Origin of the sequence: Curtobacterium sp. MCPF17_001 (assembly GCF_003234615.1) — a bacterium.
In the GTDB taxonomy this organism is placed as follows: domain Bacteria; phylum Actinomycetota; class Actinomycetes; order Actinomycetales; family Microbacteriaceae; genus Curtobacterium.
Genome location: NZ_QKSL01000015.1, coordinates 82,535 through 95,627, shown reverse-complemented (window position 1 = coordinate 95,627; position 13,093 = coordinate 82,535). Strand labels below are relative to the sequence as shown.

At 70.5% G+C, this 13,093-nt stretch carries 9 protein-coding genes; 1 reads left to right on the top strand and 8 read right to left on the bottom strand.

The window, feature by feature from the left end; genetic code table 11:
* Nucleotides 1–121 precede the first annotated feature (121 nt).
* The 3 genes from DEJ24_RS13760 to DEJ24_RS13750 all read right to left on the bottom strand — a co-directional run bounded on the left by DEJ24_RS13760 (nucleotide 122) and on the right by DEJ24_RS13750 (nucleotide 3,138).
* A complete protein-coding gene (locus DEJ24_RS13760) occupies nucleotides 122–532 on the bottom strand; it encodes an ATP-binding protein (RefSeq protein WP_111079113.1) in 411 nt (136 codons plus the stop codon).
* Nucleotides 529–2,553, bottom strand: coding sequence for a glycosyltransferase (locus DEJ24_RS13755; RefSeq protein ID WP_111079112.1), 2,025 nt, complete (start codon nucleotides 2,551–2,553; stop codon nucleotides 529–531). The genes DEJ24_RS13760 and DEJ24_RS13755 overlap by 4 nt, the downstream gene beginning before the upstream one ends.
* Nucleotides 2,554–2,814: 261 nt before the next feature.
* Nucleotides 2,815–3,138 carry a hypothetical protein gene (locus DEJ24_RS13750; protein ID WP_111079111.1) on the bottom strand — a complete coding sequence of 108 codons (324 nt, stop codon included), beginning with the start codon at nucleotides 3,136–3,138 and terminating at the stop codon, nucleotides 2,815–2,817.
* A gap of 22 nt (nucleotides 3,139–3,160) precedes the next feature.
* On the opposite strand from DEJ24_RS13750, the gene DEJ24_RS13745 reads away from it, so the two are divergent.
* Entirely contained in the window at nucleotides 3,161–3,577 is a 417-nt protein-coding gene (locus tag DEJ24_RS13745) for a hypothetical protein (protein ID WP_111079110.1), read from the top strand.
* A gap of 7 nt (nucleotides 3,578–3,584) precedes the next feature.
* On the opposite strand, the gene DEJ24_RS16655 is transcribed toward DEJ24_RS13745, so the two are convergent.
* From DEJ24_RS16655 to DEJ24_RS13725, 5 genes are all read right to left on the bottom strand, one after another.
* Nucleotides 3,585–3,773, bottom strand: coding sequence for a hypothetical protein (locus DEJ24_RS16655; protein ID WP_111237868.1), 189 nt, complete (start codon nucleotides 3,771–3,773; stop codon nucleotides 3,585–3,587).
* Nucleotides 3,774–4,801: 1,028 nt separating this feature from the next.
* A complete protein-coding gene (locus DEJ24_RS13740) occupies nucleotides 4,802–5,155 on the bottom strand; it encodes a hypothetical protein (protein ID WP_146242620.1) in 354 nt (117 codons plus the stop codon).
* A 35-nt stretch (nucleotides 5,156–5,190) separates the two neighbouring features.
* Complete coding sequence (locus DEJ24_RS13735; RefSeq protein ID WP_111079108.1) at nucleotides 5,191–10,623, bottom strand: DUF6531 domain-containing protein; 5,433 nt, start codon at nucleotides 10,621–10,623, stop codon at nucleotides 5,191–5,193.
* A 153-nt stretch (nucleotides 10,624–10,776) separates the two neighbouring features.
* A complete protein-coding gene (locus tag DEJ24_RS13730; protein ID WP_110824133.1) occupies nucleotides 10,777–11,058 on the bottom strand; it encodes a pyrophosphorylase in 282 nt (93 codons plus the stop codon).
* Between the two features lie 187 nt (nucleotides 11,059–11,245).
* Nucleotides 11,246–13,081 carry a DEAD/DEAH box helicase gene (locus DEJ24_RS13725; protein ID WP_111079107.1) on the bottom strand — a complete coding sequence of 612 codons (1,836 nt, stop codon included), beginning with the start codon at nucleotides 13,079–13,081 and terminating at the stop codon, nucleotides 11,246–11,248.
* Nucleotides 13,082–13,093: the final 12 nt, after the last annotated feature.

Genomic DNA, 13,093 nt, shown 5'->3' with positions numbered 1-13,093 from the left:
GTCGGGGTGGCGGTCGGGGTGGCGGTCGGGGTGGCCGGGGCGGCGGTCGCCGGCAGGGCTCCGCCGAACAGGAGCACGCCGAGGACGACCAGGAGGGCGACGACCCGCGTCCCGAGCTGCCTCAGCGGGCGCACACCAGCACCCAGACGTTCCGCCCACCCTCGTGGTGGTGGTCGAGGCGGTCGAGCGCCGCGATCGCCAGCGCCAGCCCGCGGCCGCCCTCGTCCTCCGGGTCGGCCATCGTCACGGCGCTGAGGTCGATGTCCGCGGGCATGCCGTTGTCCGACAGGACGGCGACGAGCTCGGTGTCCCGAGTAGTCAGGTCGAGGACGAACCGACGGCCCTCCTGCGTGTCCGACCGACGGGTGTGCTCGATCACGTTCGCCGCGACCTCCACCAGGGCGGTCTCCAGCCGGAACCGCATCGTGGGGTCGTCGATGCCCTGGCCGTCCCACCAGGCGGCGAACGTGTCCTGCACGGTGTCGAGCGACGCCGGGACCGCGGGGACGTCGATGCTCGCGTGCGTGCTCACAGGGGTCCTCCGACCGTCGTGGACTCGTGCTCCAGGGGTACCGGGGCCGCGGGCCCGCGGTACCGGACCGCCCGGATCACGATGCTGAAGATGAACAGGTCGAAGACGACCCAGGCCGTGTTGACCAGGGGCGCGATGCCCTCCGCCTGCCCGGTCAGGTACCGGATGCCGATCATCACCAGGGCGGCGGCGAGCGCCCCCATCGCGATGAGCTGCGGCTTCACCAGGTCCCAGCGCGGCTTCGCGTCGGTGGCGTCGCGGACCTTCGGCGTCACGCGGAAGCCGAGCGGCCGGCCGCGGAACACGTTCTCGAACGCGCTCGTGACGGACTCGATCCACACCGGGAACAGCGCCAGCGAGTACTGCTGTCCGCGCCAGGTCGGTCTGCCTGCGGCGACCACCCAGAACAGCAGCTGGTTGAGCACCAGGAACGGGATGAGCCGTGCGAAGAAGTCGGAGCTGTAGGCCTGGACCGGCACGACGCCGAACGACAGGCAGAGCACCGGGGCGGCGATGTAGACCACGGCGGCGAAGCCGGACAGGTAGCTCCACATCGTCGAGAAGTACATCAGGCGCTGCCCGAACGACAGTCCCTTCTGCACCAGGGGGTTCTCGCGGAAGAAGACCTGCATGGTGCCCTGCGCCCAGCGGAGTCGCTGGACGAGCATGGTCTCGAGGTCCTCCGGCGCGAGCCCCTTGGCCAGGATCTCGTCGTGGTACGCGGACCGCCAGCCGAGGCCGTGCAGGCGCATCGCGGTGGCCATGTCCTCGGTCACGGAGATCGTGGCCAGCGGCATGATCGCCTGCGCCTCGTCGTCACGGTCCACGTCGAGGGCACGGGCGAGCACCGCGATCGACTCGATCGCGGCCACCGGGGACGCACCCCGCTGTCCGAGGACGTCGAGCGCGGCGTCGTCGAGACCGGCGAAGGTGTTCGCGTCGGTCGACATCGCCGCGAGTTCCTGCAGGTCGGCGCGCACCGACTCCAGGTCGGCGGCGGCGAACCGGAACGCGATCGCGTCGATGCCGCGCTGGAACCGGTAGGTCACGTCGCCCAGCGGTTCGCCGGCCTCGACATCCTCACGGGCACGGTCGACGACCGCCTCTGCGTCGTCGAGGGCGACGAGGACGCGCTCGTCCGTCTCGGTCTCGCGGGAGCGACCGAGGAGCTTCTTCGCGGTCTTGATGGTCCGCTGGACACTGGTCTCGACCTCGCGCACGTACCGCGTGATCCCGAGCTGCATCAGGGCCTCGCGCCGGAGGATCGCGTTCGACCCGCAGAAGAACGCGGCGTTCCAGCCGTCCTTCGACTGCTGGATCGGCCCGTAGAACAGGGGTGCCTGGCTGCCGAGCGGGTCCGAGTCGGGGACGTTCTCGAACCACTGCGGGGTCTGCACGAGGGCCATCCGCTCGTCCTTGAAGTACCCGAGGGTGCGGTCGAGGATCGATGGTTCCGGTACCTGGTCCGCGTCGAGGATGAGCAGGAACTCCCCCTGCGTCGCGAGCAGGGCGTTGTTGAGGTTGCCGGCCTTGGCGTGCCGCGGACGGTCGACCCAGTCCTTGCCGCGGGTGATCACCCCGAGCCCCTCGGCCTCGGCAGCGGCACGCATCTCGGGGCGGTTGCCGTCGTCGAGGATCCACGTCGTGTGGGGGTGCGTGATCGCCTTCGCGGCCCGGGCGGTGCGCATCACCAGGTCGATCGGTTCGTTGTAGGTGGTGATGAAGACGTCGACCGTCACGTCGGTGCTCGGCTTCGTCGGTGGTTCCCCGCGCTCGCGGAGCTTCCACGCCCCGAACGCGAACAGCACCGAGTCGATCACGCTGTACGTCTCGGCCAGGATCAACGGCACGGCGATCCACCACGAGTGCCAGTTCACCGAGGCGACCCAGCGCCATCCGACGTAGTTCAGGCCGGACACCGCGGCGAGCACGGCGACGGTCCGGACCGCCAGGAGTCGGCGGCGGGGCGTGCCGACGGTCAGTCGACGACGGTCGCGTCGGCCGATGTCCAACGCCGTCATCGGCGCACCCCTGTTGAACCGTCCCTGCGGTGCACGGCGTCCCCTCCTGATCCCCGAAGCCCCGTGCACGCGGTTGCCGGCACGGGTGTGGCAACGGTGTCATCGGCGGATCCAGGGTCCACGGGCGGCACCGTCCGCTCGGCGTCGTTCGGGTCGACTCCGGCGTGCTGTCTTGTCTACCGCAGCGGGGCGGCACCTGTCAGCACGACGCCCCGATCTGGGGACGCCGGAGGTGCTGCTCGACGATGTGCACGACGGCGGTCAGAACGGCAGGTGCCGGAGCCACCAGGCCTGCGAGCGGATCCGCGCGACCAGCTCGGTGAACGTCCGCGACCGCTCGAGGTCGGGTCGGCCGTCGTCGTGCACCATGTAGCGGTCGGAGAGCCGTCCGGACCCGGCCCCGAGCAGGGCCTCGAGATCACGGAGGACCGCGTTCCGATCCGCTCGTCCGAGTGGGACGTTCCGCAACCGGTCCGCGGCCGCCTGGAAGCGCTCGGCGTTGCGGCCGCCGACGTCGTCGACCTCCCGCACGAGCGGCACGATCGCGTCGACCGCGTCCGCCAGTCGTTCCAGCCGCCCCCGCACACCGCGAGCCTAGACTCACCCCATGTTCGGACGAGCACGACGTGACGCGGAACCGGTCGATCTCAGCACGCTGGCGCCCTGGCAGTCGGACGGCGTCACGGCGCAGTGCGTCCCGCTGCCGATCGGCCGCAAGGGCAAGACCATCCCGGGCGTCATGCTCTTCGACGGCACGGTCACACCGGTGTTCGCGGTGCGTGAGGTCCAGCAGCTCGTCGACCACGACCTCAACACCGCCGAGAACGTCAACCAGCCGCCGATCGCCTTCCTGATGTGGCCGGACGACGCCGCTGACGACTCACCCGCCGGGCGTTGGCTCCACGATGCTCCCGCGGAGAGCCTGACCCTGCTCGTCGATCCGCTGGAGACGCCGCCGACGGTGCAGCTGCTGGGACCAGCACTGAACTCGTTCCGCGAGTGGGTGCACACGCTCCCCCGCTGACCTCAGGTCAGACGCGGCGACGTTCGAGCATCCACCGCAGATGCGCGCCGAAGACCGCCCCGGCAAAACTGCACGTGATCCACGGCAGCAGAGCCGCATCCCACCCGTCGAGGACACGGGTGAAGAGGATCATCGCGCCGAAGATCCCCACGACGAGGAGCAACGACGCCGTCACGGGTCGGAGCAGTGCGAACACACTCCCTGCCCGACGAGTCCGGCGACGAAACCCACCGCCAGGTAGGGGGCGAGAAGAGCGGCGTGCCCGCCCGCGACACCGACTGGGACACCGATACCCACGACCAGCAGGCACGCCGCCGCGATCACGTTCACCGGATGCTGTCGCTGTCCACGCCAGCGCTTCGTCTGCGTCATTGCGGGTAGTACCCACTGTTCTGGAGAGTGTGGTGCGCGGTGTCGGTGACGATGCCCGTGACGCCACCGACGCTGGCCGACACGTTGAGCCCGAGAGTCGCTGTCCGCGCCAGCGCCTTGTCTGCGACTGCTGCCGCGCTGGCCATACGTGACGCTGAAGCGGCAGTGGCGGCCCGCGCTACGGCGCGGCCTGAACCTCCATCCCCGCCGCAACCGGGGCGCCGCTGATCCCGCCGACAGCGGTCTCCCCTCTCCAGACCAGTTCGATCAACCGGGGCAGACGCCTATGCTGAAGCGGTGTTCGATCGTCTCCGGCAGATCAAGAGCCCAGAGCCGCCCGCGTGGGCGCTGACCGAAGTTGCGCCATGGCTCGGCACGTCTGCCCGAGCTGAGTGGGCACCACTCGCCGTCGGTCGACGACGACGCTTGGTTCGTTCCGTCGTCGTCCGTACTGTTCAGTTGAGTGCGCAGTTCCGGGTCTCAGATCTCGATCGTGTCCTGCGGAAGCAGCAGGGAATCGCCGAATCGTCGAGCTCACCACTGATGTTCTTGTGCTGGCCGGAGGCCGCTGGTCCGTCGTCAGCAGCGGAGCAGTGGACGACTCAGGTGCCGGCCGAAACTCTGCTGATGCTTCCGGCTGCTATGGACACGCCGCCCCCACTCATCCTGCACGATGAGGAACTCCGCGGTTTGACCCGCTGGGTACAGTCCCTTCCGGCCTGACTGCGACATGCAGCGTATGAAGGTGCGCTGACTGCCGAACACCGCTCGCTTTGCTCATCGCCCGATGTACTTGCAGCTACCACACTTTGTCACGTCGCGGTCACGACACGACACGACACGACACGACACCTACGCTTCGCCGCTCGGATCGCTCGATGTTCGGCGGAGTCGGCCACGTGCAGATCTGCCGTACTCGACGGCAACCGCCGCCGTCAGGAGCCACATCATCGATGATGCGCGGAAGACACCGCCGATTCCGACCAAGACGATGAAGCCAGCGGGGATCGTGAAGGGGATGATCGCTCGTATCAGAGCCTGACGAGGTTCGAGGAAGCCCAACAAGAACCCGTAGGCCAACCCGATCGCCCCTGCCGCCGCTGCTTTGGCCACCGGGACTTGAGCGATCCAAACGGTCAACCAGGTAGCCACAATGACGACGAACACCAGCGTCGTGACCCGCCACACCAGCGCGTGGTCCTTCAACGGTCGCCTCGCAGTTCTGCTGCCCGGCATCAAGATCAATCTCCACCCGTCAGGGCATTGCTCAGCATGTCGAACCCACCACCGGTAGTCGCACCCAGGCCTGCGCTCCCCCACAGGGCACGCGTGTTGGTTCGCATCGGGTTCAACGCTCCCTTGAGCGTCCCCGGGTGGAACAACGGCACTTGCGCGAGCGTGTCGACGCCGTGCATGCTCGGCGTCCACTTGGCGAATGCAGCCGAGAGCGCTGTCCCGGAGACACCACTCGTCGCTATCTTCGACGGGTTCAGGTCGTCGCCTGAGATGATCTCCTTGGCAGCTTCGCCGACGGACGAGGACACCCCAGTGATGGCCAGAGCGCTGGCGTTCGCAACGTGCCCCGTCACGTCGTGTCCGAATCTCGCCGCGATCGTTCCACCAGCGGGTCCCGCCAATCCGCTCGCGCCGGCGGCTAGCCCGCCGCCGACCGTGGCACCGGCAAGCTCCCACCAGTTCTCCACTTTGCCGCCGTGCTCGGCGAGGTAGGTTCCTGCGCCTCCTAGGGCTCCGACCCCACCATTGACGGCCGCGTTGACGGCAGCTGCTCCAGCTGCTCGACCTGCCGGTGCCGCGGCCATGGCTGCCTTGCCGAACATCGCGGCACCGCCGCCTAGCGCGCCGGTGACCGCACCGACCGCCGTGTCGAGACCGACCTTGCCCCAGTCGACCGACCCGTGCTGGGCCTTCTGTGAAGCCGTGGACAGCGCACCGCTCACGAGCCCTCCAGAGGCGGCCATCAGGGCGATACCGGCCGGGCCACCGATGCCGGTCATGAGCAGTCCCACACCGAGGATCACCCCTAACCCACCGGCAGCTCCGGCCACGACGTACTCCCAGTGGCTGCCGTGCTCGTCCTTGTACGCCTGCAGGTCGGCGTCCGTCGCCGGTCGGAGCCCGAGCGGGTCGACAGCGTGCAGCGGGTCGTTCCCCGCGTAGGCGTAGGGGTTGCCGGACCAGGCGGTACCGATGACGGGCTGCAGCGGGTCGACCGACAGGAACCCGCGGGCTGACGGGTCGTACACGCGGGCGCCGAGCCACTCCAGCCCCGCGACGGCGAGTCCGCCGGTGGCGGTCAGGTCGACGCCGGTCGGCAACGCGGGTGCGGCCTGGAGGCCCGTGGCCGCGCTGAGCACACCCCACGGGTCCGTCGTGTCGGTCGCGCGCGCAGCCCGCCAGGTGGGCTGCGCCCAGTCGTTGCCGAGCGCGGTGATGCCGCCCGGGAGGCCGAGGACGTGCAGGCCGCCGATCGACAGCAGCGACGGGGTCGGGGACGCGCTGTCCCACCACGTCTCGGCACCGTCGACCTCGAGCGGTTCGCCGAGGACGTCGACGCGGAGTCGGTGCGCACCGGTCTCGGCGTACGCAGCGTCGCGGTCGACGACGGCGGCCAGGTAGCCGAGGTCATCCCAGGCGTACTCCGTGGTCGTACCGTCGGTGGCCGTGCGACGGACGCGGCGACCGAGCCCGTCGGAGACGTACTCGACGCGTTCGCCCGTCGCATCGTCGGTGCTCGCGAGGAGCGTGCCGGCGGCGTCGTGCTCGTGGCGCAGCAGGCGGTCCGCCAGCCGCTCGGCGACGAGGCGGCCGGCGGGGTCGTACTCCCATGCGGTGGCGATGCCGTCGGCGTGCTCGGCACGGATGAGCTGTCCGGCGTCGTCGTGCACGTACGACGTCGTCGCCCCGCCCTGCACCACGGCACGGATGCGGTCGTCGGCGTCGTGCTCGATCCGGGTGGTGTCGACGCCGTCGGTGGTCGTGGTGGTGTGGGCGACCAGTCGGCCGTTCTCCCAGCTCCAGGCGTGCACGACGTCGCCGACCGCGGCCTGGACGGGGCGTCCGGCGGGGTCGAGGACGAACGAGACGAGCGGGAGGCCCACCCGCTCCACGCCGACGAGCCGGCCGGCAGCGTCGCGACGGTAGGTGGTGCGCGTGCCGTCGGGCTCGGTGCGGGCCGTGCGGTTGCCGTCGGCGTCGTACTCCCACGTGACGGACCGGTCACCGCGGCTGCGTCGGACGAGCAGTCCCCGGCCGTCGTGCTGGAGTTCGTGGTCGAAGGCGCGGCCGTCTCCACCGCTGTGGTCGGTGACCACGACGGTGCGGGCGGCACGGTCGAAGCGGACCTCGGACACGGTGCGGCCGTCGACCGCGACGGTGTGCTGTCGCCCCGAGGAGTCGAAGGACCACGTGGTGGTGTGCCCGTCGGGGTCGGTCTGCCCGGTCTGGCGGCCGGCGGCGTCGTACGTGGCCGCGGTCTCACGGCCGAGCGGATCGGTCACGGCGACGACCCGGTCGGCGCCGTCGTACCGGTAGGTCGTCACGCCACCGAGCGGGTCGGTGACGCTCGTCACCCGACCGCGGAGGTCGTGTGTGAACCGGGTCACGCCTCCGAGTCCGTTGACCGCCTCGACGAGCTGCCCGGCGGCGTCGTAGCGGAACCGGCGCTGCCCGGATCGGACGTCCTGGACGCCGACCAGTCGGCCGGCGCCGTCCCAGCGGTAGCGGGCCGTGCCGGCGCCGGGGGTGATCCGCGTGGTCACCCGTCCGACGGCGTCGTAGGTGGTGCGTTCGACGTCACCGGTCGGCAGGGTCCTGGTGACGATGCGCCCGTCGGCGTCGTACCCGAGCTCGGTCCGTCCACCGAGCGGGTCGGTGCTGGCGGACGGTCGACCGCAGGCGTCGTACTCGTAGGTCGTCCGGGCGCCGGTGGGGCTGACGACGGCGGTCACCCGGCCGGCCAGGTCGCGCTCGAGTCGGGTCAGACCGCCCTCGCCGTCGACCAGTTCGACAGGCCGACCGCAGCGGTCGTAGGTGACCAGTTCAGCGCCGCCGTCGTCGCCGGTGGTCTCGACCGGTCGGCCGTACGCGTCGTGGCGGACCGTCGTGGTGCCGAAGGCGTCCCGCAACGTCGCGATGCCCGTGGCGACGTCGGTGGTGCCCTCCACGCTGACGCCCGTGGGGTCGGTGATCCCGGTGAGTGCACCGTTCCGGTCGTGGTCGCGTCGCCAGACGTTGCCGTCCGGGTCGACGGTCTCGCGCAGCCGGGACAGCGGGTCGTGCACGAAGCTCCAGCGACCGCCGTCGGGCAGTTCGAGCGCGGCGACGTTGCCGAGGTCGTCGAACGTGCGGGTGATGGTGCGTCCGAGCGGGTCGGTGGTGCGCTCGGCTTCACCGTTCACCCCGTACCCGTAGGCCGTGCGGGCACCGGTGGGGTCGGTCACGGCGACGATCCGGGAGCCCTCGTGTTCGAAGGTCCACTCGGCGCCGTCGGCGTCGCGACGGGAGGTCAGGCGTCCGGCCGCGTCGAACCGGTACTCGGTGCGGGCACCGGAGGGGGTGGTCACCGCGGTCGGTCGTCCGGCGGCGTCTCGCTCGACGCGCAGGACGTCGCCGAGGGCGTTCCGGGTCGCAACGAGTTCGCCGTGCTCGTCGTGTTCGAGCTCGACGGCGACACCCGTGGGGTCGACCGCGCGCCGGAGCAGTCCGCGTTCCCAGGTGAGTTCGCTGCGCCCGCCCTCGGGGTCGACGACGACCGACGGATCACGGTCGTCACCGGTGTACTCGTAGGTCACGACGGACCCGGTCTCGGTGACGACGGTGGTCACGCGGTCCTGGTCGTCGTACCCGTAGGTGATGTCCGCACCCGACGGCGTGACCGTCCGGGTCCGGCGGCCGCGGTCGTCGATGGCGTGGACGGTGACCGAGCCGTCGCGGTCCGTGACCGAGACCAGGCGACCGCGTGCGTCGTAGTGCATCGACTGGCGGGCGTCGTCGGTGTCCACGACCCCCACGAGTCGGCCCTTCGCGTCCGCGATCCACGTGTTCGACCGGGAGCCGTCCGGGTCGGAGACCACGGTGACGCGTCCGGGCAGGTAGGCGAAGCGCACGGTGCGGCCGTGCGGGGTGACCTGCTCGACGACGCGGCGGCGGTCGTCGTAGGTGTTGCGGGCCTCCACCACGCCGTGTTCGTCGACGACCGCGACGACCAGGCCGTCGTCGTCCCACTCGTAGGTGCGGGTGCCCGTCGGGGCGTGCACGTGCGTGAGCTGTCCGGCGTCGTCGTACTGGTACTCGACCCGGCGGCCGTCCGAGCCGCGGGCCACGACGATCCGACCGTCCAGCGACTCGACGTCGATCCAGCGTCCGCGCTCGTTCGCGAGACGGGAGACGGTGCCGTCGGCGCTCCGCTCGACCCGGACCGTCGTACCAGGACCGGTGCCGGCGGCGAGCCAGGTGCCGGACGGGGAGAACGCCCACCATCCACCGTCGGAGTCGCGGACGACGAGCTGATCGCCTTCGTGCGTGAGTCGGACGTACTCACCGACGGCGCGGTGCCAGCCCTCGCCGTCCCGCGGGAACCGGAGCACCCGGCCGTCGGCCTGGGTCAGGGTCGCACCCTCGTCGTCGACGGCCAGACCGGTCTCGAGGACGGAGGCCCATCCGCGGCCGAACACCCCGACGCGGTCGTCGAGCGAGTTGTACATGCGGGTGAGCCGGAGCTGCTCGGACGCCCCGGTGAAGCCGAGGTCGAGTTCCGACTCGAGGAAGTTGCCGGTCGCGGTGTTGACCGGGTCCAGGGAGTAGCCCGTCGTGGGCGGCGCACCGAAGGCCTGCGGGGGTTCGATCGTCAGGCCGGACCGCTCGGCGGAGACCCCGGCCCCCTGCAGCGCGGCCGCGAGGGCGACGTCGGACACCGTCGACACCGAACCGCTGCCGCCCGCTGCCTCGAACGCCGCCGCGACGGTGTTCGCCCACGTCACGTCGGCGTCGTTGGCGGTCAACCAGCCGTCGATCGCGGTGGCGACCCCGTGCGCGCTGATCGACCCCCACTTGCAGCGGCTGGCGAAGTCGTCGAGTTTGCCACGGAGCGCCGAACCGCGGCCCGTCAGCTGCCCGTTGAGGTCGGACGACCCCGTGGCGAAGGAGCGGAGGTCGGCCGGCCGGGCGGAGGACGTCCCGCCGCTCCCGCCGCCACCGGAACCCGGAGTGGGCGTCTGACGCGTGCCGGCGGGTGGGGTGCTCGCCTGGAACACCGGCTCGGGCTCCGGGGCCTCCGACGGCGGCTTGTCCTCACCGAACAGCCAGTCGTGGCCGACCTCGAGCAGGTTGCGTTCGTCGTGTTCCTTCTGCCAGTCGCGAGCACGCTTGCGTCGGGCGTTCTCCTGCTCCGCCGCGGTCTTCAGGATCCGGACCCAGCCCGCGACGTCGCGGAGGGTCCCGGTGAGCCGGGTGGCGTCGGTCGCGGCGGTCGTGGCGTTCTGACCGAAGAGGTCGGCGAAGTGTCCCCGGAAGTCCGTCGCCGCGGTGGTGACGTACGACGAGCGGCTGGCGGACTGACCCTCGATCGCATCGGCGGTGGACGTCAGCTCCGCGATGAGCGCGTCGGCCGTCGCGTTGTCGAACTCGAGTGGTGCTGCCCCGTGCAAGTCGCTCATGTGCCGTCCCCCGGTCGTCGTCCTGATCGTGCTGATCGTGCTGGTGGTGCTGGTCGTGGTGGTGCTGGTCGTGCACGTGACACGACCCCTGCAGACGACAGCAGCCCGGCCCGTCGAACTGGTCGACGGCCCGGGCGCTGTCCGAGCAGCTGCTTACGCGCCGCCACCCGCGGTGAAGATGTCCTGCGAGATCTTGTCGAGCTGCGTGCGGAGCTGCTCGAGTTCGGTCTTCGCCTTGTCCAGCGCAGCCTTCGTCTCGGGCCAGGTCGACCCACGGAAGTTCGACGCCAGCGGGCCGTCCCACACGTTCGAGTCGGACAGGATGCGCCCCTGGGCGTCGAGCTGCGAGATCTGGTCCGTGAACCCACCGTTCACGATGGACTGGATCTGACGGATGGCGGTCTTCGCCTGTTCGGTCGAAAGCACACGCGACATGGTGAACCCCTCATTCTCTTCGTACCTGCACCCCCGCGCAGAAGATCCCCCGGAGGCTCTGACGTCGTCCACCATACCGGCTCGCAGAGCCGACGGACCAGGTTCTCCACAGACATGACGGGAGGCCCGCCACCAGCTGGTGTCGGGCCTCCCGTCAGGCGGATGCGCGCATCAGCGCGCGACCGTCTCAGTCGCGGTCGTCGCGGGTCTGCCGCGGCTTGCGGGTGTCGCCGTAGCCGCCGCGGTCGTCTCGCGAGCCCCGGTCGCCGTAGGGGGCGCCGTCACGACGCGTGCCGCTGTCGCGACGGATGCTGCCACGACGGTCCGGCTGGATCTCGATGAGCTTGCCGCTGATCCGGGTGTCGCGCAGACGGTCGAGGACGTCCGAGCCCATGTCCGACGGCAGCTCGACGACCGAGAAGTCCGGGCGGATCTGGATCGCACCGAAGTCGTCGCGACGCAGCCCGCCCTCGTTCGCGAGTGCGCCGACGATCTGGCGCGGCTCGACGCGGTGGCGACGGCCGACCTCGATGCGGTAGGCGGTCATCGGCACCGAACGACGACGACGGTCACCACCGTCACGCTCGCGGTCGCCGTCCCGCGCGGGGCGGTCGTCACGGCTGCGGCGCTCGTCGCGCTCGATCTGCTGGCGGGCACGGTCGTCGGCCGGGTCGAGGAGCAGCGGGGTGTCGCCCTGCGCGACGACGGCGAGCGCCGCGGCGACGTCGGACTCCGGCACGTCGTGGTGTTCGACGTAGTGGGCGATGATGTCGCGGAACGCGCTGACGCGGGTCTGCTGCTCGAGCGCCGCGGTGATGGCGTCGTCGAAGCGGGTCAGACGCGTGGAGTTGACGTCCTCGACGCTCGGCAGCTGCATCTGCGTGAGCGGCTGACGGGTGGCCTTCTCGATCGCGGTGAGCAGGCGACGCTCGCGCGGGGTCACGAAGCTGATCGCGGCACCCGAACGGCCGGCACGCCCGGTGCGACCGATGCGGTGCACGTAGGACTCGGTGTCGATCGGGATGTCGAAGTTCACCACGTGCGTGATCCGGTCGACGTCGAGGCCGCGGGCGGCGACGTCGGTGGCGACCAGGATGTCGAGCTTGCCGGACTTCAGCTGGTTGACGGTCCGCTCGCGCTGGGCCTGAGCGACGTCACCGCTGATGGCGGCGGCGGCGTACCCGCGGGCCCGGAGCTTCTCGGCCAGGGTCTCGGTCTCGCTCTTGGTGCGGACGAAGATGATCATGCCCTCGAAGTCCTCGACCTCGAGGATGCGGGTGAGTGCGTCGACCTTCTGCGGGTACGACACGACGAGGTAGCGCTGCGTCGTGTTCGCCGAGGTGGTGGTCTTGGCCTTCACCGTGATCTCGGCGGGGTCGTTCAGGTACTGCTTCGAGATGCGTCGGATCTGCGCGGGCATCGTGGCCGAGAACAGCGCGACCTGCTTGGTGTCCGGCGTCTCGGCGAGGATCGTCTCGACGTCCTCGGCGAAGCCCATCTTGAGCATCTCGTCGGCCTCGTCGAGCACCAGGTACTTCAGCTCGGACAGGTCGAGCGTGCCCTTCGCGATGTGGTCCATGATGCGACCGGGCGTGCCCACGACGACGTCGACGCCGCGACGGAGGGCGGAGAGTTGGACGCCGTACGCCTGACCGCCGTAGACGGGGAGGACGTGCACGTTCTTCATGTGGGAGGCGTACTGCTCGAACGCCTCGCAGACCTGGAGCGCGAGCTCACGGGTCGGGGACAGCACGAGCGCCTGCGGCAGCTTCGCGCCGGACTCCATGCGGGACAGGACGGGCAGCGCGAAGGCGGCCGTCTTGCCGGTACCGGTCTGGGCGAGGCCGACGACGTCGCGGCCCTCGAGCAGGATCGGGATGGTGGCCGCCTGGATGGCGGAGGGGGTCTCGTACCCGATGTCCTTGACGGCCTTGAGGACGGGTTCGCTGAGCCCGAGGTCGGCGAAGGTGATCACGGGCTCCTCGTCGACGGCTTCGGCGGGGGTGGTGTTCTCGGTGCTCATAGAGGAACGGTA